Annotated in this window: 15 protein-coding genes and 1 pseudogene; 8 read left to right on the top strand and 8 right to left on the bottom strand. The window is 42.5% G+C overall.

Annotated features, from left to right (window positions below; translation table 11 throughout):
* Window positions 1–517: 517 nt before the first annotated feature.
* The 3 genes from FD724_RS34450 to FD724_RS34440 form a co-directional block, all read right to left on the bottom strand.
* Window positions 518–985, bottom strand: a complete 468-nt coding sequence (locus tag FD724_RS34450) for a hypothetical protein (RefSeq protein WP_179076182.1) — start codon at window positions 983–985, stop codon at window positions 518–520.
* 190 nt (window positions 986–1175) lie between these two features.
* Entirely contained in the window at window positions 1176–1685 is a 510-nt protein-coding gene (locus tag FD724_RS34445; protein ID WP_179076181.1) for a hypothetical protein, read from the bottom strand.
* Window positions 1686–1698: 13 nt separating this feature from the next.
* A complete protein-coding gene (locus FD724_RS34440; RefSeq protein ID WP_179076180.1) occupies window positions 1699–2163 on the bottom strand; it encodes a hypothetical protein in 465 nt (154 codons plus the stop codon).
* A gap of 668 nt (window positions 2164–2831) precedes the next feature.
* On the opposite strand from FD724_RS34440, the gene FD724_RS34435 reads away from it, so the two are divergent.
* Entirely contained in the window at window positions 2832–3236 is a 405-nt protein-coding gene (locus tag FD724_RS34435; protein ID WP_179076179.1) for a plasmid mobilization relaxosome protein MobC, read from the top strand.
* The gene (locus FD724_RS34430; RefSeq protein WP_179076178.1) at window positions 3217–4749 is read left to right on the top strand and encodes a relaxase/mobilization nuclease domain-containing protein; all 1533 of its coding nucleotides are present in this window, start codon (window positions 3217–3219) and stop codon (window positions 4747–4749) included. Before FD724_RS34435 ends, FD724_RS34430 begins: the two co-directional genes overlap by 20 nt.
* A 263-nt stretch (window positions 4750–5012) precedes the next feature.
* Here the strand turns inward: FD724_RS34430 and FD724_RS34425 are convergent.
* Window positions 5013–5251: pseudogene (locus FD724_RS34425) on the bottom strand (transposase); the annotation flags it as partial.
* A gap of 63 nt (window positions 5252–5314) precedes the next feature.
* Complete coding sequence (locus tag FD724_RS34420) at window positions 5315–6244, bottom strand: LysR family transcriptional regulator (RefSeq protein WP_179076177.1); 930 nt, start codon at window positions 6242–6244, stop codon at window positions 5315–5317.
* Window positions 6245–6353: 109 nt separating this feature from the next.
* Between FD724_RS34420 and FD724_RS34415 the strand changes: the two genes are divergently transcribed.
* From FD724_RS34415 to FD724_RS34405, 3 genes are all read left to right on the top strand, one after another.
* Window positions 6354–7244 (top strand): aspartoacylase, encoded by an 891-nt coding sequence (locus tag FD724_RS34415; RefSeq protein ID WP_179076176.1) that lies wholly within the window; start codon window positions 6354–6356, stop codon window positions 7242–7244.
* 231 nt (window positions 7245–7475) lie between these two features.
* Complete coding sequence (locus tag FD724_RS34410; protein ID WP_179076175.1) at window positions 7476–11282, top strand: protein kinase; 3807 nt, start codon at window positions 7476–7478, stop codon at window positions 11280–11282.
* Window positions 11283–11309: 27 nt separating this feature from the next.
* Window positions 11310–12656 carry a protein kinase gene (locus FD724_RS34405; RefSeq protein WP_179076174.1) on the top strand — a complete coding sequence of 449 codons (1347 nt, stop codon included), beginning with the start codon at window positions 11310–11312 and terminating at the stop codon, window positions 12654–12656.
* A 47-nt stretch (window positions 12657–12703) separates the two neighbouring features.
* Here the strand turns inward: FD724_RS34405 and FD724_RS34400 are convergent, their stop codons facing one another.
* The 3 genes from FD724_RS34400 to FD724_RS34390 form a co-directional block, all read right to left on the bottom strand.
* Entirely contained in the window at window positions 12704–15571 is a 2868-nt protein-coding gene (locus FD724_RS34400; RefSeq protein WP_179076173.1) for a DEAD/DEAH box helicase, read from the bottom strand.
* Between the two features lie 83 nt (window positions 15572–15654).
* Window positions 15655–16731 carry a ParB/RepB/Spo0J family partition protein gene (locus FD724_RS34395; RefSeq protein ID WP_179076172.1) on the bottom strand — a complete coding sequence of 359 codons (1077 nt, stop codon included), beginning with the start codon at window positions 16729–16731 and terminating at the stop codon, window positions 15655–15657.
* Window positions 16728–17498, bottom strand: a complete 771-nt coding sequence (locus FD724_RS34390) for a ParA family protein (protein ID WP_179076171.1) — start codon at window positions 17496–17498, stop codon at window positions 16728–16730. Before FD724_RS34390 ends, FD724_RS34395 begins: the two co-directional genes overlap by 4 nt.
* 154 nt (window positions 17499–17652) lie before the next feature.
* On the opposite strand from FD724_RS34390, the gene FD724_RS34385 reads away from it, so the two are divergent.
* From FD724_RS34385 to FD724_RS34375, 3 genes are all read left to right on the top strand, one after another.
* Entirely contained in the window at window positions 17653–17868 is a 216-nt protein-coding gene (locus tag FD724_RS34385; RefSeq protein WP_179076170.1) for a hypothetical protein, read from the top strand.
* 61 nt (window positions 17869–17929) lie between these two features.
* The gene (locus tag FD724_RS34380; RefSeq protein ID WP_179076169.1) at window positions 17930–19639 is read left to right on the top strand and encodes a DEAD/DEAH box helicase; all 1710 of its coding nucleotides are present in this window, start codon (window positions 17930–17932) and stop codon (window positions 19637–19639) included.
* Window positions 19640–19658: 19 nt separating this feature from the next.
* Window positions 19659–20699, top strand: coding sequence for a hypothetical protein (locus tag FD724_RS34375; protein WP_179076168.1), 1041 nt, complete (start codon window positions 19659–19661; stop codon window positions 20697–20699).
* The last annotated feature ends 31 nt before the right edge of the window (window positions 20700–20730 follow it).

Raw genomic sequence — 20730 nt, 5'->3', positions numbered from 1 at the left:
ACTTATTTACCACAAAGATAGCTGCCCCGGTGAAACATTTGATTTCCCACCTCTATGGTATAAAAGGTGACAAGCACTACAAAGAGCTATAAGGTTGCTTCTGTGGTTATTTGCTGGGTTTCTGTCCCAATGATGAACCTGTAGGGTGTACACCCTGCGTTTTGAGCGTGTTAAATGTGATGTTTTTTCACCAGGGGCTATGCAGTGTAACCCGCACTTTTGACAACGCCACTGGGCTTGTTGCTTAACGGCCGTGGCAATTTCTGACCAATTATCTGGGTATAGAGAATAGGTGAACGTCATCAGTCTAATTAAACTAAAGCTTTGAGAATTGTAATGCTTCTAGGGCTGGGCAACGGAAAGAAAAAATATTACTCCTGCTATTAGATAGTCTTAATAGCGGTAGTAATAAAAATTTTGCTGACTTAGACGACGATGAAAAGTGGTTAGCACGTACATACTTCCCGATGTTGATTGCTGAATCAGAATCATCACCAGTACCAAACTGCTAATTTATTCAGTCAGATTCAAAGTCGATCAGAACAGCATCGGCCTGAAACATTTCGTCTCTAGCTTTTAAACCAATATCTCGACGGATACTGTCTAGAATTTCTAGACCTGTGCGTTGGCTGTTGGGGTAGGGAGTCCAGATGGCGTTGACTGTAATTTCAGTACCGACTAAGAATGTGTTGACTGCGCCGATAAAATACTCACCATCGTCATAATCTAAGCGAACAAGGTAAACACGAGTTTTGCCAGCGTAGTGAGCATTTTTAATGTCAAAGGCGGTTTGATAATCGGGATGTGATTCAGTCAAGTAGGTGATTTTAGGTTTGTTGGGATGATTAAATTCTTCGGATTTACCCCAATTGGGATCTGACTTTTTAAATCCTTCGGATTTACCCCAATTGGGGTCTGACTTTTTAAATCCTCCCGATTTACCCCAATTGGGGTCTGACTTTTTACGCCTTCTAGCTTCTCCCATATTGATTCCTATTATGTGGCTAACTTGACCCGTTCAAAGACTAAAACTAGGATGCCATTGTTTCTATGTTGTTGCTGGCTGGGCTACGGAAAGAAAAAATATTACTCCTGCTATGTAGATAGTCTTAATAGCGGTAGTAATAAAAATTTGGCTGACTTAGACGAGGATGAAAAGTGGCTAGCGCATACCTTCACTTATTTGCTTTTTTGTATACGATAATTACTCTATCTAAGTAAAGTTCATCCGTTACTACTGAGATGGTTCGTATAAGCTGTGAGCCTTGAACTTCAATGCTATCAGCTATTTTCGTGTCCCCATCATCGTATCTAAGCTTTTTTTTATTAACTTCATCGCTAGGTACAGCCCACGATACCAGATCATCAACCAATAAGAAGGCTTTAGAGTCATAGAAACTTAGATGACCGTTAAACGGTATAACTTCAGACTCCAATACCCCTTCTCTGTCATACCAATAAACTTTTGGTTCGCCTGTTCTTTCTTCAAAAAATTTCCCATCTGATGAGATAGTTAGAGTTAGCCCTTCGGTTGCTTCTACCTGAGCAATTAAATTATTGCTGTTACCATTCAACCAATTTTCGACACCATTCGGATCTGGTTCATCACCGATAAATTTTATGTCGCTGTTTAGAGAAATGCTTCCCGTTAACAGCCATGTTCCAATTAATAATTCTATATTCATAGGATTTTTCTAATTATAGGTTTGATTCAGCCTCTTGCTGCTGCGGTGCTGGCTGTTTACTTTGTCTCTTGCCCTTTGCACTATTTACTGTTGATTTATCCGATTCACTACTAGCTTGATCTGATGCAGTATTTACAACTGTTGGCTGAGTTTCAGTAGCCGGATTTGATGACGGATTATTATCGTCGCTTGTAGATGTTTTTTTCTGGCGACGGCTGCTTTTCTTCAACTCGCCCAATAAATATTTGATTCTGCTGCCACTCAAATTGATGCCCAGACCCTTCAACATCTCTGAAACTTCATCGTAAGTATACCCATACTTAGAGGATGTTAGCTTCTCGATATATCGCCTCATTTTTCTAATAGCTTCTCTATCCGATACAGACTCTCGCTCTTTCGGCTTCTGTTCCTTAAGTGCTTTGATAGCTTCATCAATCTTCTCTTTCGTAATCACTTCTGAATTCTGATGCTCACTCATGGTTACTCATGAATACCGATTAACTAATAATTATCGGCTATTTAAAATAATTTGCACCAAGAGAGTTTTCAAAATCCTACAAAAATCGGCTATTGCGGCTACGCCGAATTACCTCTTCGCATCACGGCTACGCCTTATACTTTTTAGTGTGGCAGCTTCGCTGGTCTTCTTATTCAAGCTAATGCTAAAAAATCTGGCTATTACAGCTACGCTGAATCTAGACTTTTACTTAAAACAGCTACGCTGAATTATCTTTTCGTATTGTGGCTACGCCAGACTATTATATTGTGTGCCAGCTTCGCTAAATCAGAGAATTTTTATATAGCAGCTACACCGTTTTTATCTCCTCTATAGTGGCTACGCCGAACCAGAATTTACCGACTACTTGATTTGATTCAAATTCCGGCTACGCCGTTGCTATCCCCCCTTGTAAGTTGTAGGATAATTAGCAGCACGGCTACGCCTTTATACTCCTGCCTTCAGCCCCCTGCTGTTCCCTCCGTATATACGTAGCACACGACACCTTAGCCACCCCCGTATTTGGGCTAGAAGCCAGCCATGCCTCAAAGCTTACGCTTTGTCTCGCTGCGCTCGAACGGCAGACTGGTTCAAGTGGGGAAACCCCCCTTAAAAAACCCCCCTCGCAATGTCCCTGATATTCTCCACTTATGGTGAACCGCAAGCAGTCTAAAGCTCTAGTCCGAAAGCATATTTTTCCAGTGAGATTAAGTGATATTGAACTAGACTTGCTGCGAATAAAATCACTTGATGCGGGGATGTCAGCAAGTGAACTGATGAGACGTAATGCGTTGATGCGTCCATTACCAAAACGGTTGAGTAAAATTAGTCTACAAACATATTGGGAATTAGGGCAAATCGGCAACAATCTAAACCAGCTTGTTAAAGCCACAAACATAGCTATATTAATGGGGCGAACTCCACCAGCAAAACCAGAACTGTTACGAGAACTTTTAGAACTGTTGCATCAGTGCAGACGAGACATTGCCTCAGATGATGTTGAATCTGACGACTGGGAGGATGAAGAGGAAGAGGATGATTGGGAAGCAGACTAAAGGCAGAGGTTTTCGCAAGCTGTTGGATTATTTAGAATCCCGCGAAGATGCTAAACTAATCGGCGGCAATATGAGCGGGAGAAATGCCCGTGAATTGGCACGGGAATTTAAGCTGTCGAGACAACTAAATTCTGATGCAGAACGTGTTGTTTACCATGTCTCATTGTCAGCAGCTAAGGGTGATAAATTAGATGATGAGAAGTGGAGCGAAATTGGCGATCGCTACATGAAGGAAATGGGCTTTGATGCCAATCAGTTTGTCATCTTCCGCCACCACAACACCGATGACGACCACATCCACATTGCAGCCAGCCGGATCAGGATGGATACTGGGCTGTTAGTCCATGATTCTTGGGATTATGTTCGCTCTGAAAAAGTTCTGCGGCAGATTGAGCAGGACTATGATTTAGTGCAAGTCCAGGGCAGCAGAGAGAAACTGAATCGCACACCCAGCACCGGACAAATTAGACGCATAAGGCGAGAACAAGAAGAATTTTCACAGGGACAACGTGATTCTCCTCCACAACGCACCATCAAAGAGTCAGTTCAGCAGACGATTGATAGAGCCAGAGTTGATAATCCCCAAATGCCAATGCTGATTATGCGGTTGCAGCAAGCTGGCATTAGTGTAAAAACAGGATGGACTAGGAATGGTAAGTCTAAAGGCATTTCTTATGAGAAAGATGGGCAAGCTTTTAGTGGCACACAACTAGGTGCAGCTTACACTTTCCCTGGCCTGCAAAAACATCGTGGCGTTGACTACCAACCAGAACGTGATGATGAACCTATTCATGAATTATTGCTCAAACCTGTTAAACCACTCCCAGTTGAGCAGTTAGAAAAGTTTCTTCAAGAGATTGAACGCAAACAGCAACAGCCCCAGTTCACTCCACCACCAGAGGATACAGTTGTTTGGCAAGTGTTGCACAAGTACTTAAGCGAGAAACGCTATATACCAGATTATATTTCGCAAGGATTACATAATAATCAGTTGCTTTACATGGATGAGCAACGAAATATTTTATTTATCAAGCGTGATTTAGATGGTGAAAAAACTGGCGCATTAGTTTGGTCAAAGCCTAGAGAAAATCATCGCACTGTAGAGTACGACCAAAGCACCTCTACACCTTATGGTTGGTTTTATCTGAGATTGGGAGGGCAACCAACGGACAAGGTGGAAAACGTCTTTCTGTGTTCTTCACCGATTGATGCGATGTCAGCCGCCACCTACCTTCTTTCAAGTTGCAAGGGGCTACCAGCAACTAGAACCATGTTGATAGTAGCTGATGACCCGAATAACCTACCTATGGAATTTCTCAAGACTTTCAATAGGGTTGTCGTAGCATTCAATAATGATGAACAAGGGAATAAAGCCGCTAGTGCAGTATTAAAATTGTTGCCACAGGGGAAAAGACTCAAAACCCATAATCCTGATTGGAGTCAGGAATTAGAAGCTCATTTGAGGGAGGAGCAACAAAAGCAGCGACAGCAGGATCGTGGTTTTAGTCTGTGAGCTACGCCAAGTAGACCGAACTCGTGACCGCTACGCTCTCGGAGTCGGTGGCTCTTACGGGCATGAAGATTACTGATTGGGCCGACTAGATCCTGCAAGCCCGCAAGAGCCACTCCGCTACGCCGACTCCGAGCCACGAGTTCTTAAATCTGGGAAATGAGACACTGTAAAGTTAAAGCATAGATGAAAATTAATGGCTAAAAAATAATAATTAGGCGTTTACTTATGGACTGAGGCGTAAGTAAGAAACGTGAGTTCGACGATTAGAAAACGGCAGGAGGTAGTGCAGGCAAATCTTTTGGGTAAATATCAATCGACGGTTTTTTGGGCAAGTAGGTGTAAGCAGCTAAACCAGCCATCAAATTGACCAAAAAGTTAAACACACGTTGCGTTGCCGAGAGTGTTCTATTTGACACATATTTTTGAGATGCTCATTGACAGACTCAATTACCGCCCGTTTGCGTAAAAGAATTTTATCAATCAGTTTTACCAAACGGTTCTTACAAAGTTCTGATCGCCGTCAGCCAACGCTCAGACTTTGCGCTTTTTCATCTTCTTTTTAGATTTAACCTGAGTTCGCAAATTCTCCACGACCTTTCTTACTTTCCCATCTGCGGCTTATATCCCTGACAACCTCTAGAAACTCATTTAAGACATTAGATTTGTCATCACGCCGCCAAAGCGCAACAATCCCGATTTTCAGGTTCTTCCCTTCAATTGGTCTGTACACAACTCCCTGACGCTGAATATTTTGGGCATTTTTTAGCAGCAAAGACACCCCAACTCCACCCGCAACTAAGCTCAATACGGTCAGCATCCAAGTTGCTTGTTGGACAACTTTTAGTTCATGACCAAAAACCTGTTCACAAAAATTAATAATTTGCTGATAGAAGTGGACTACCTTTGGTGAAGGTAAAACAAAAGGTTCATTCGCTAATGCCTTGAGTGGAATTTGGGATTTAGCTACTAGTGGATGTGACTCAGGTAAAGCAATCACTAGTGACTCTGACAAAATGGTTATGGACTCTAAATCTGGGTGATTATCATTGGGCAAAAAATCAAAACCAATATCAATTCGGTAATCAAGCAACTGCTGTATTTGCTCATTCGGTGCTAACTCACATAAAACTAGCTCGACATCAGGACGATGGGAGCGAAAAGCTTGCAGTACATTTGGCAGAACACTGTTAGTAATTGAACTATTAAGTGCGATCGTCAACTTTCCTACCTCGCCGAGACTAGCTCTGTATGCTCGTCTCTTCGCCCGTTCAACCTGCCTAATAATCTCAGAAGCATCTTCAAAGAAAACTTTTCCCCCAGGCGTTAACTGGAGTGGTCGTCTCTCTCGGTCAAACAGTTCAAATCCTAAGTCCTTTTCTAAGCGGCGAATATGCTTGCTCAGATATGGCTGATCAATATCTAAGAGGTCAGCAGATCGACTGAAGTTGAGTTCTTCAGCCAGAACAGTAAAGTATTTTAGCTTCTCTAACTCCATACCTATTAAGCACTATGCCAATTTAATCTAACTTTATGCCAATACAAGCTTGTAAAAGCATAGTATTACTTTTATCATGCTTTTACAAGTATTGAGCGAGTAACTATACATGAACCAAAGCAACCAAGAAATCCACCGGGCCGTAATTATTGGTGGAATCCACGGGAATGAACTAACAGGAGTATATATAACTAAACTCTTTGAGCAATTTCCTCACCTAATTCAGCGATCTAGCTTTGAAACACTAACATTGTTGGGCAATCCGAAAGCCTTTGCAGAAGGCAGGCGTTACATCGACGATGACTTAAACCGCAAATTCCACAAAAAAGACCTGCAAAATCTGGAACTCAGGAGCAATGAAGATAGGCAGGCAAGACTGATTATCGAAATCCTCAAACCGAAAAATAAATCGCAGACAAGTATCTTTGTGGATTTGCACAGCACGACTGCAAACATGGGATTGACTCTGATTATTATTAAGCTTCATCCTTTCTTGTTGCAATTAGCAGCATATCTGAGTTCAATAAATCCTTTGGTGAAGGTTCTTTATATTCAATCTCATGAAGAAGATTCTTTCTTTATTTCGCAATGTGAATTGGGTTTTGCTGTTGAAGTTGGTTCAGTACCTCAAGGTGTGTTGAGTGCAGATTTGTTTCAGAAAACGGAGAAACTGATTTATGAAATTTTGGATTATGTAGAGGCGTTTAACCAAGGTTCAATTTCACTAAAAAACGACACGCTCACGCTCTATCAACATGTAGGGACTATTGATTATCCCAGAAATGAGCATGGAGAGATTCAAGCGATGATTCACCCAAATCTACAGTTTAAAGATTATGAACCTCTCAATCCTGGTCAGCCGATGTTTTTAACTTTTGAGGGCAAAACTATTGCTTATGAAGGTAAATCAATAGTTTACCCAGTCTTCATCAATGAAGCAGCTTATTACGAGAAAGGTGTTGCCGTATGTTTGACCGAAAAACAACAAATTAGTGTGTAGGTAAAAAGTAATAGGCAGTGCAATTTGAATCTTGATCTCATCTTACCCTAGATAAATTACGGGAATCATTTATTATGAAAAAAACAACCATAGCTCTGACGTTTGTGCTATCTGCAACATTGGGAACTAATAACTTTGTTTCTGCTAGTGGACAAAAGTTTAAGTAAATATCTTGAACATCTTACACCCCAGAACAACACTAGTTGACAGCATATACAGACAAGGGAAATCATGCCTTCGAATTTTGCCCAATGGAACGTTGGAGATATCATTCTGGATTTGTACAAAGTTACCGACATCCTTGGAGAGGGGGGGTTTGGCAAGGTTTATAAGGTGCGACACCAAGGTTGGAATATTGACCTAGCTGTAAAAATTCCCAAGCCAGAAATCGTGGAAGCGGCGGGGGGTGTGGAAAACTTTGAACGCGAGGCTGAAACTTGGGTAAATTTGGGCTTACATCCCCACACTGTAAGCTGTTACTACGTGCGACGTATTGATCGTAGTCCTGTAGTATTCGCTGAATATGTGGCGGGGGGAAGCTTACACGATTGGATTAAGAATCGCACATTGTATGGAGGGGGAGCAACAGCATCTTTACCGTGCATTCTGGATATTGCAATTCAGTTTGCTTGGGGACTGCACTATGCCCACGAACAGGGGTTGATTCACCAAGACGTGAAGCCGCACAATGTGATGATGACTGCTGAAGGTGTGGTAAAAGTTACAGATTTTGGTTTAGCCAACGCACCAAATATATCAACTGTACTCAGTCTTCCAAATTTTAATGGAATATCTGGCAAGCAAAAAACCTTAATAGTGAATGGTGGTGGTGCAATGACACCAGCCTATTGTTCGCCAGAGCAGGCAACCAGGAAAACCTTGACGCGACGCACCGATTTATGGAGTTGGGCTATATCCGTCTTGGAAATGTTCCAAGGGGAAATAACCTGGTCGCATGGCACTGTAGCTGCTGAAGCATTGGAGTATTACCTGGAGACGGGAACAGATGATCCCCAGTTGCCTCATATACCAGTGCCACTGGCGCAATTACTGCGGCGCTGTTTTCGGGAAAATCCTGATGAGCGCCCCCACGATATGCTGGAAGTAGCGAATGAATTGCAAGAAATATACCAACAGGTGACGGGGGAAGCTCACCCGCGACAACCACATAAAACGGGCAAAGATATAGCAGATAGTCTCAATAACAGAGCAGTGTCATTGCTGGACTTGGGAAAAAAATCTGAAGCATTACAGTTATGGGAACAGGCACTTAAAATACAACCGCATCATCCTGAATCTACATATAACCGGGGTTTGGTTTTGTGGCGAGAAGCCAAGATAAACGATGATGTTCTCGTCAGAGATATGGAACAGGTGCGCCAGTCCCATGCTTTTAATTGGGTAGCTTACTATCTCTTAGCTTTGGTACATTTAGAGCGTGATGATTGCTCAACGGCAATTAAAACCCTGGAGAGCATTCAAGAGGAAGCTGCACAACAACAGGAAGTAAAAGCAGTACTGGCATTTGCTCAAGAGCGTTTACCTAACTCATGGCGGCGAAATACCATACACCATTTCAGATTAATGTATCCTCACTTCTACGAGGACTATCAACCGGAAGAACTTGCACTATTGCGTGAAAACCGTGTCTTAAAAGTATTGGATGTCACTACACATCGGTGTTTGTGTACTTTAGAAGGACACACAGATAGGGTACACACAGCATATCTAAGTGACGATGGACAATTCGTTGTATCCAGGGGTCATGACCTTAACATTAAGCTTTGGGAAGTAGCTACGGGGCGCTGCCTACATACATTAAAAGACGAATCTGGGGTATTAGGGTTAATGCAGGGGCAAGGTGTTATACATGCCACTATCCCCTTGACAGGACGCGATAGTGACAGCATGAATTACAACAAAAGTTCTTATCTAGCACCAATGATTCTATCGCAGGTTCTGGCAACAGAAACAGTGCTTTCTATCAATTTAATTTACGAGCAAGAAATACAACAAGCACGAATAGCTTTTAATAAAGGTGACTATGTAGCAACAGCCCAACATATTCGCTTGGCGCGATCGCAACCAGGATACTTTCGTAGCGAAGAAGCTATGAACCTATGGACAAGTCTCTATGTCCGTTTACCCCGTAAGGCATTCTCAGGCGCTTGGGAAAGTATAACTTTTAAAAGCCCTGAAAAGGTAGAAAGAGTTTGTCTGAGTGCTGACAATCGATTTGCTTTGTTTAGAACTAGCCACGGAACTCTAGAACTTAGGGAGGTGGCAACAGGTAATTGCTTGCGTACCTTTGGTGGAAACGCAAATTATTTAGGTGCAGTGTGTCTGAGTGCAGATAACCAATTAGCTCTTTCCTATGGGGATGAAATGCTGAAGCTGTGGGACGTGGCAACAGGTAATTGCTTGCGTACCTTTGAAGGAAATATAGAATTGGTAAATACCATTTGTTTGAGTGCAGATAATCGATTTGCCTTATCTGGGAGCGTTAACCATACGCTGCAATTGTGGAATGTGCAAACGGGTCGCTGTTTGCGTATTTTTGAGGGACACACAAAATCTGTGACTTTAGTCTGTTTAAGTGCAGATAACAGATTTGCCTTGTCTGGAAGTCATGACGAGACGCTAAAACTGTGGGATGTGCAAACGGGTCGCTGTCTGCGTACTTTTGAACACCCAGACGAGAAACGCATACAAATTGAGGAGAGAAACGCTAAACTTGCTGACTTAGAATTTGGTGATTACATTACGTGGGACTCTGGCTTGCGGGGTTTGAATTCAGGGTATTTAAGTATCGACAACCGATTTGCTCTGTCTGGGAGTGGTGAAACTATAAAGTTATGGAATGTGCAAACGGGTCATTGTCTGCGTACCTTTGAAGGGCACACAGATAGCGTAATTTCAGTAAGTCTAAGTGCAGACAACCGATTTGCCTTATCTGGAAGTGCTGATCATACGCTGAAGCTCTGGGATGTGCGAACGGGTCGCTGTCTGCATACTTTTGAAGGGCACACAGACTGGGTGAACTCAGTCTTTTTGAGTACAGATGGTCGATTTGCTTTATCTGCAAGCCGTGACAAAACGTTGAAGCTGTGGATTTTAGACTGGGAACTAGAAGACCAACCGCCTGCTGACTGGGACGAGGGGGCGCAACCTTATCTAGAAAATTTCCTGACTTTATGCACGCCCTACGCCGCTACTTTACCAGAAAACCGCGACCCCTCAGATGAAGAAATAACTCTAGCACTTACTCGCAGTGGTACTGCGTCTTATACCGAAAAAGACTTCCAAAATCTGCTTTACACTCTTGGCTGCGCGGGTTACGGCTGGCTGCGACCTAAAGGAGTACATTACAAAATTAGGCAAATAAGAGATGTTGAGAAATTAGAAGATAGGGCAATTGAGCATTATACCCTTGCTATTCAGCATAATCCCTATGACATTGAAGCTTTTTACAACCGAGCATCTTATCACTTTAATCTGGGAAACTATTGGCAAGTTGTTGAAGACTGTAGTCGTATTATATATCTCGACCCCCAAGAATCTAGAGGTTATTTGAATCGAGCTATAGCTCATTACCATTTAGGAAATTATCAGCAAGTAATTGAAGACCTTAACTGTGCCATTCAACTTAATCCTAATGATGGTGAAGCTTACTTTAAACGAGGTCACGCTTATTGTCTGGTAGGTAACTATCAGTATGGAATTCAAGACTTTAACTATGCGCTACAACTTAATCCTAATAATGCTGAAGCCTATTTTAGACGAGGTGACGCTTATTGCCTGCTAGGTAAGTATCAGCAAGGTATTCAAGACTTTAACTATGCAATACAACTTAATTCTAATAACGCCGAAGCCTATTTTAGAAGAGGTAGTGCTCGCTTGGAACTTGGTGATTACAAAGGGGGAAAAGCCGACATTCAGAATGCAGCAAAAATATATCTGGCAAAAAGCGAGATAGCCAATTACCAACAAGTAAAGGATTATTTAAACAAATTTAGTTCGGCAATAGGAGAAGTTTAAAAATAAATATAGGAAGCAATAATTGAAATGTTTGCCAAAGTCATACTCACAATCACCGAAGGTACTCTCAAAGGTCAAGAATTTATCTTCGACTCACGCACTACCTGTATCATAGGTCGCTCCCCCGACTGTAACCCCAAATTACCCGATGACGAAGCACATCGCACCATCTCCCGCTACCACTGCTTGCTAGATATTAACCCTCCTGACATCCGTGTGCGCGACTTCGGTAGTAGAAACGGTACTTTCGTCAACGGCACAAAAATTGGACAACGCCAACCAGAACAAACTCCAGAAGAAGGTGCAAAATTAACCTTTCCAGAATATGATTTGAAACCCAACGATGAAATTCAATTGGGTGACACTGTATTTCAAGTCAGCATTGAGGAAGTCAGCGAATTTAAAGTAAATAAACCTGGATTAAATATTTCTTCTGTAGGTAAAATAGAACTTTCCGAGAATGTGCAACAATTGGTGCAGCAAGCAAATGCTGGTAAATCGGATCTACTGTCAATTCAAGGCTACAGCATACTAAGAGAGCTTGGGGAAGGCGGATTTGGTGCTGTTTACCTGGCTCGTCACAACGAAACTAAAGAGGAGGTGGCACTTAAAATAATGTTACCTGCTGTTGCTAGTAACCCTGAGATTACAGAAAGGTTTTTACGAGAGATTGATAACACCCAAGCTTTAAACCATCCCAATATTATTAAGCTGTTAAACTCTGGTTATTATAATGGCATTTTTTTCTTCACTTTGGAATATTGTGACGGCGGCACCGTTTTTGATTTGATGCAACGAAGAGGTGGCAGATTATCTATTGATGAAGCTATATCAATTATTATGCAAGTTTTAGACGGATTGGAATATGCTCACCAAGCCGATATTCCCTATGTAAAACTTGCTGACGGAAATTTTGGTAGAGGAAGAGGTTTGGTACATCGTGACCTGAAGCCTAGTAACATTTTCATCACCAACATTAATGGCGATCGCACCGCTAAAATTGCTGATTACGGTTTAGCAAAAGCATTTGACCAAGCAGGTTTAAGCGGTCAAACTAGGAGCGGAACTAAAGCTGGGACACCTGTTTTTATGCCTCGGCAGCAAGTGATTAATTTTAAGTATGCCAAGCCGGAGGTAGATATTTGGGCTACAGTTGCTTGCTTATACTTTATGCTGACTGGTGCTTTTCCCCGCAATTTTGTTGGCGACCCATTTTTAGCAGTCCTGCAAACTAACGCTGTGCCTATTCGTGAACGCGATGCTTCAATTCCAAAACAATTGGCAGAATTAATTGATCAAGCTCTGGTAGATAAACCTGAAATCTATTTTAAAGATGCTGCAAGCTTTAAGCAGGCTTTATCTGGTGTGTTGTAATGAGTGCGATTCGTATTAAAAAGCTTGCTTAGTTACAGTGATTAAAATTATCGCATCTCGCCAAATTCCTTAATATATTCCACCAACTCTCTCGTATTCCCTCCTTCAGAAATTCGCCCCAAGTTCCCCACCAGAATAAACAGTTCTCGCGCTCTGCTAACAGCAACATTGAGTAAATTAGGCCGACGATTAATAAACCAGAGACTATCAGTTGCAGAACATTGGCGAGTCGATAAAATTATTACTGATTTCTGACCCCCTTGAAATGTGTGAACTGTGCCAATGCTCTGCTTTGAAAAATCTGTCCAGCGAGATTTTAAGCGTTGAGTCAGTGCATCTACTTGACGGCGATAAGGTGAAATCACGCCAATTTCGTTAAGAGAATCAGTAGGATTTAAGCAATAACCCGCCGCTAACAACTCCTCAATCAACGCTTCTACCGCATCAACTTCTGCCCAATTTACGTTGTTTTCTAGTTTCCCTTCTACATTGCAAGCAATCAAGTTAGTACCTAACCGAGAAGTTTTTGGTTCAGTTTTGATGATCATGCCGTAATTGCACAAGCGATCGCAAAAATTAGCAATCATCGGAACGCAACGGTAATGATATTTAAGGATAATCCCCTGACCAATATCTTGGATTTGCCCTGATGCCCCAGCCGCTCGGTGATAAGCTGTAGAAGCAGTGGGGCTGTAGCGGTCATAATCTACATCTGTAAGTCCCTGTTCCAGAAAAGATTTGCTGCGATATTCCTCTTTCTTCTGGTCGCTCAAATTAACAACCGGCTCCAATTGCAACGGATCGCCTACAATCAAAGCCCGATTACACCGCACTAAAACAGGGAAAACTTGATGTGGTGGAATCTGACCCGCTTCATCTACAATTACTTGGTCAATACAGCCACTATCGGGATAGGGTAACAAATTGCGGATAGAGTGCAAAGTGCAAAGAAACACTGGAAATAACAGACTGATATCCCGATAAATGTTTTTCCAATTTAGACTTAACTGACGGTAAGCATCCCATTCGCCATTCAATAATGCAATGTAAGTCCTAAAGGAAGCTATCACCTCATCTTTCCGTCGCAGAGCTTCTTGTTGCTGAAATTGCCAAGACCACTCAAATAACTCTACTTGCAGCGAGTGCAATTCAGTGTAGAAGCGACTGTATAAATCTTTGGTGGGATAAGTAGCGAGTCGGTTTTCGATTTGAGAACGGCGAGTAATCAGGTTAGTCAGTTGTTGCTGTAATAAATCTAGCTGTTTTGGTGTGCTGTCAATACCATTCTGTTGTTGCTGCCAGTTCAATGCTTCTGCAATAAGCTGGTCAACGCTCTGCTGGGCGGCGATGAGAGATTCAGTTGTTAGTGGGATTTGAAATTGAAATGGGGTGGCCAGCGTCGCCAACACAGGCATCTCTATCTGTTTGTGCAAGCGTTTGAGAACATGACGATGGCTGGTTTTGGTTATCGACTGCCAGAATCGTTTAATCGTCTGCAAAATCTGGGCAAACCAGAAGTCATTTTTACTCTTATTCTGCCTGTAATCTTCAGACGGCAAAGAACGTATAGCACTGCTAAGATATTGTCCTATCTGCTGGTAAGCTTCTAGTGGAAACTTATTGTAGTCGCGGTCAAATTCTAATGGTGACGAAGATTTAAATGCAGAGGTTTTTATTGCCTCGTCAAGCAATTGTATATCTCGGCATAGCGACTCTAATAATTGTTCATCAGCACTTTTCTGTTGGAGATCATGCTCGTCTTGCTGTCTATGATCTTGTATTTGCTGAACCCCAGCTAACAATTTTTGCCTAGCTGACTCCCATTCATCGTAATTAAATGTTTCTTTGGCTAACCAATCGAGTGCAGCTTGCAAGCTAGGTAACACTTGGCTCTCAACTAAATCCTTTGAGCCTCCTGATAGATAGAAATGGTCAGAGGTCAAGTTGTTGGCTAAGATTTTCTCAACGTTATTTACAGCAAATTTGTTAGTGCTTGTTACCACAGTTAGGTTACTTCTATCTTCACCCGTTGTTGCTAATTGCACGGCTCGACGTACCACTTGCTGCGCTATCTTATGTAACAACAGTGTGGTCTTGCCATTTCCCGGTGGCCCAATCACAGCAGTAATAGGATTTAACTGCGAATGTTTAAGAGCAAGTGCTTGATAGTCATCGGGCTGTGATTTTGGAAAAGCACCCAAAAAAAGTACTTCATGTTGAGGTGCTTTTGGTTGTCCAAATAAATATTCGTAAGCCGGATGTCCTGGTCTTGACCACTGAAAGTAATTCTGGTCGCTAATTTTCTGAAAATCTTTTTTTAGGTTGTAATTAAAAGCAGCGTAGTCAAAATCCAATAGATAAGGGAGAAGTTTTGACCGCACGGGGAACGGCGGTATTTCAATCAGCCCCATAAAATCTTGTAGCGTTTTAAAGGGACGATTGAAAGTAGTTTCGAGAAAAACTTTCAAACCCTCCCTTGTCACCAGTGACTCAGCCGCTTCTTCCTCTAGCCCGTACCATTGCATCAAATTGGGAATAACAGGCTGAAACTCGTACTCAGTTAAATCCCATCCGCTACTGCGATAATTGCCCTCGAATATTGTCGAAACGTTGATTGTGAACAACGGGCGAAATTGACGGCGATTCGATTCAACTACATATTGCTGCGGGAAAGCTACAGCAATTGATGGTAATTTTGTTTGCTCAAAGTTCTTTGCACTTTTAAACGGTTGCTTTAGTTTTTTAAATAAAGACTCGTCTATTAATAATTTATCGCCTACCAGATTTACGAGAGAGTCCCAGATGTTGGGTTGTTCTGAATCGTCAGCTTCTACTTTGGCATTACTCAAATTTTCAACATGGATATAATCTAACCAAGCTTTGAGTAATGCTCGAATCTGTGAATCTTGCGCCATCTCTGTTTCTCCCCTCGCACCCAATCATGAACCAAAGGTAAAAAGACTCTAAAAGTAGAGATTACCTGACAATTTACCCCAAGTCACTCATCCCCTAGTAAGGCTTCGAGCTTGTTCAAAAGGTTTACTAGCTGCTTTTGCTTTCTAGGCTCTTTCCATAACTGACGCTTTTTAATGCGCTGGGTGATATTTTGAAGGCGGTCTGGTATTTGGTTAGATGCTTTCGAGTCGGGCGTAAGTTCATCATCCGTCCAAGCGGTGATTTTTTCTTTGATTTGGCTTAAAGACCAATCGTTAGCGATCGCTTCGGACAAAAGTTTTTTTCGGATTTCATTATTTTTTACCCGCGCCAAGACTTGTGCTTTGGTGTATTCCAGTTGACCGGAACGCAGTGCTATTAAAATTTCTTCGGGCAGATTGAGCAAAGGTAAGCGTGTGGTGATGAACGATAGCCAATTCATGAGTCCCAGGCTCTCAAACACCTGTTGTACCGTGTTTGATTGTTCTTCATCTAGGTTAGGAGAAACGTTTTTACTAGATTCAGTTTCATCGGCTAACTGGTCAGAAATGTTGTCCTCAGTTTGTGGATTATCTGAGTTAGGAAAAACGTTTTTACTAGATTCATTTAATGAGGATTTTGACGGCTGTTCCCCCTTACTGTGAGCGTTTTTCATTCGATACAGCAAGGATTTGACGGCTTCTACATCGCAATGCAGCCGGATTTCCAACAGGTGCAATATCCCTTCAGTTTCTTCAACAGGGTTAAGGTCTTCTCGTTGCAGGTTTTCAATCAAAGCCAACTGAAACGCTTGGTCATCTGATAGCTCACGCACAACCACAGGCGCGACTTCAAGTAAGGCTTCCTGCCCTGCCCTATAGCGTCGTTCTCCTGCTACTAATTCGTATTTCCCTCCACCAATTGGACGCACCAACAAAGGTTGGAGAATGCCATGCTGTTTAACTGACGAGACTAATTCTTTTAATGCTTGTGGGTCGAAGTATCGTCGGGGCTGGTGTTGGGGCAGAACTATATCTGAAAGTTTGATAGTAGTTTCAGTAGCGGCTGGCAACTCGCCATCTGGTGAGGATAACCAAGGTGCAGGTGGTGGAGTTGTAATTTGACCCCCAAAGGGTTTGTCAGTTTGTTTGCGTCGGTTCATAAAGCCTCCAAAGCCTTGGCGATTTCTTCAAGAATAGCGATTACAGGATGTTTCGGGTCAAATACTGCTAGGGGCGCACGTTCTTCTGACGCATCGACAAAAGCGGTAGCTCTGGGGATAGGTGGGAAAATCCGACCCCAAGCGGAAAGTTGTTCTTGGATGGCTGCTAATGCGCGTTTATCGGCTGAATTCTGTTGAGCATACCGAGTGGGAACAAACCCGGCTATAGTGATTTTACGGTTAGCTTTATTTTTTACGTGGGTGATAGTTTGTAAAAGTTCGTCGGTTCCCTCAAAGGCTTTGAGATGGGTTTCAACGGGGACGAGTACGTGTGTGGCCGCGACTAAGGCGATATAGGAAAGCAATCCTAAGCTGGGGGGACAATCTATAAGAATGAAGTCGTATTCATTTAGAACAGATTCAACGGCTTCCTTAAGGCGCAACTCGCGCATCGCAGCACTGACTAACTGCATTTCTGCTCCACTTAGGACTCGGCTTGCTGGAACCAAGTCCATACCGTGAATGCCCTCATGAATCGGTAAGGGCTGCTCGTCGATAATGGCATCAGCAACGGTTTTTTGTAACTGAGATGGCACTAGCCCCATGAATTTAGTCAAGGACGCTTGGGGGTCTAGGTCAATGAGGAGAACACGATGTTTTCGTCGCGCTAGGTGGTATCCCAAATTTTGGGTTAGTGTCGATTTGGCGACACCACCCGCTTGGTTAAACAGGGCAATAATGCGGCATTGATTGTCAGAAGTTGACACTGGCTTTCGTTCCTAGAAGATACGTTGACATTTGGTCAACCGGCTCGGTTTTAGTTTCCAGTTTATTGAAGTGTATCAGAAGAAGAGAAGTTCTAGCTAAGACGGTAATTTCAGCAGTAGACTTTATAGAATCAAGCAACATTAAGTCATTCCTATGACAACCAAACAAGCCATTTTTGAAGCGATTGAACAACTGCCAGAGCAGCACCAAGAAGACGTGTTGCGGTATGTTCAACAGCTTGCACGTACTCATAAATCACCAACCACAAACTCACCTACTGGCAGTAGCGACCCCCTGGCAAACTTCATTGGTGCAGTATCTCATGGCTCCTTGGCTGCCAACTTAGACTCGGAACTCTATGGCGACTAAGTGTTGAACTGGTCAAATGTACGTGCGCGGTGTGGTAAAAAGTAGCTATTAAGGGTGCATCATGGAGACAAACTATACATTTAAATTCAATTCTTCCACTGCCTTAGAAGCCCTGAAAGTTGGTAAATACGACCCGATCAACTTCTACGAGGCGCGTTTAAACCTGTTCAACCTCTCCGTAATGGCAGACTACGATCAGCTAATTTGCCTGCCCACACTAACTGCTATTGACAAATACTGGTATCAGATTGAAACAGCCCGAAAAGTACTTAGACAACTGGGTGGACGCGCATTACTAGCCGATGAAGTCGGATTGGGCAAAACCATTGAAGCGGGACTAATCATAGCCGAATACTTAGCAAGGGGTATGGTACAGTCCATGCTGGTGCTAACTCCCGCATCCCTAGTTTCCCAGTGGCAATCAGAGTTAAGTGACAAATTTAATATTGCTACTATCACCACAGATAACCGTGACCCGCAACAACCGATAGACGAATTTTGGACGAATAATCCGCGAATTATCGCTTCATTAAACACGGCTAAGTCTGCTAAACATTATCCTCACGTCACCAGTCGCACTTGGGACTTGGTTGTTGTCGATGAAGCCCACCACCTGAAAAATCGCACTACCCTCAACTGGAAACTGGTCAACGCCCTCAATAAGCGGTTTATTCTCATGCTCACTGCTACGCCAGTGCAGAACTCCCTTATTGAACTGTTTAATCTGCTGACCCTTCTCAAACCGGGACTGCTACAAACAGAAGCTGCTTTTAAAAAAGAATATGTCGATTCCAGGAATGGACGAGTCCCTAAAAATCCCGAAAAGTTACGCTCCCTGATGCGGGAAGTCATGGTGCGAAATACCCGCGCCCTAGTAGATGTCAAACTGCCCAAACGCTTCGCCACCACAATTACCGTTACACCGTCGGCAGGCGAGGAGAAACTTTACCAGGACTTGAGCGAGTATCTACGTTCCTCAGAGGACAAGCTAGACAGACTCTCCCGCACCAATTTGCTAATGCGTGCTGGTTCATCCCCTGGTGCTTTGGCTGACTCCCTCAAGCAACTGACCAAACGCCTACCCGATGAAGAACTGAAGTCTTTAGCAAGACGAGCAGCCCAGGTGAAGCAGGTCGAGAAAGCAAAAGTATTGGTAGAGATGCTCTCAAAATCTTCCCAGAAAACCTTGGTCTTCACAACCCATAAAGCAACTAGCACTTATTTGGCTCAAACTCTGGAAGCTGCAAATATCCCCTTTGCAGAATTTACTGGTGGGATGTCCCTTAAACAGAAAGATGAGGCTATAGCCGCATTTCGAGATACTGTTTCTGTACTGCTGGCATCGGAAACAGGCGGAGAGGGACGTAACATCCAGTTTGCGAACGCGATCGTTAATTATGACCTGCCCTGGAACCCAATGAAAATAGAACAGCGCATTGGTCGTATCCACCGCATTGGACAAACCCAGGATGTTTTTATTTTTAACTTTTGTCTAAAAGGCAGTATCGAAGAGTATATTCTGCGGATCTTGCATGACAAAATTAATATGTTTGAACTAGTGGTCGGAGAGATTGAAACAATTTTAGGGAACGTGGATGATGAATTTGACTTTAGTGAAATTGTTATGGATATCTGGCTCAAGCATCAGGTCAAGCCGGAATTAGATACAGCCTTCGAGCAATTGGCAGATAATTTGTTGAAAGCCAAAAACCAGTATCAGCAAATTCAAGAACTGGATGAACAGATTTTTGGCGAAGATTTTGAAGCCTGAGAGATTGATTTGAATAAATATGTTATCAGACCCAATTATTACTACCTTAGAAAAAATTGTTTCTCTGCATGATGGAATAGCAGAACCTGCTGGTGAACACATTTTAAATGTTTTGTTGACGGAAAATATAGCATCGTTGCTTTCGCTCCCAGAAGAAGTTACTTTTACAACTATTGCTGATGTACCCCAAAGTGTTTTTGTCACCTATCATTCAGAAGTCTTAAATAAGCTATCTGAACTATTAGCTGTTAAAGGACTTATTAGTGCGTTGGGTGTTAAAATCGATGGACATCTGAAAAACACAGGCTTCGAGAAAATTTTATTGGAGAGACTCGCACCTCAAAATGGCTTAATTCGTTTTTTAGATGCTAAACCAGAAATTACTCGTTACATCTTGTGTAATGTCGCTTACACAGCCAATGCTTCAGAAAAAAGGATTGGTTTAGTTTCGTTCATTATCAATGAAATAACCGGAGTAACACCAGTAGAAATTGGGGATGCTTTGTTTTGGGAGTCTGACCTAATGACTGTGGAGCATCAAGAGACACCATTGGCGATGCCAATTGAAGAATTGTTGAGCTTAATTGAACATCAAAGTGCAATATTGATTGGAAAATCTCTAGATAATTGGCAGGCTAAATTAACAAGAGCAAGAGCTAGAGATGAAGAAAGACTCAAGGATTATTACAACACGATTAGCGACTCGATTCGCAACAAGATTGAGTTAAAAAAATTGATTGGTGATGAACAAGACAAAGAATTAGCACGAATTGAAGCCACTAATAGAGAGTTAGAGAGAAAATTGTTAGATATCCAAGAGCGTTATGCAATGAGTGTAGAAGCTTCGTTGCACAGTGCAATGATTATCCATCTACCTACGGTACATATTCAGTGTGAGTTGCAAAGAAAGAAAGCGAAACGGATTGTTACAGCAGTTTGGAATCCGTTCACTAAAATTCTTGAGCCGCTTCGCTGTGAATTATCAGGAGAGCCTGTTTACAATTTCTATTTAGATGATCAATCAGCCAAAATTATCTCACCGACAGTTTGGAAGAAGTAATTGGTGACATTTCCGCTACAAGGTGTTGACC

This window comes from Nostoc sp. C057, from assembly GCF_013393925.1.
GTDB lineage: Bacteria > Cyanobacteriota > Cyanobacteriia > Cyanobacteriales > Nostocaceae > Nostoc > Nostoc muscorum_A.
Note: the sequence above shows the minus strand (reverse complement) of the source record. Positions and strands in the feature narration are given on the sequence as shown.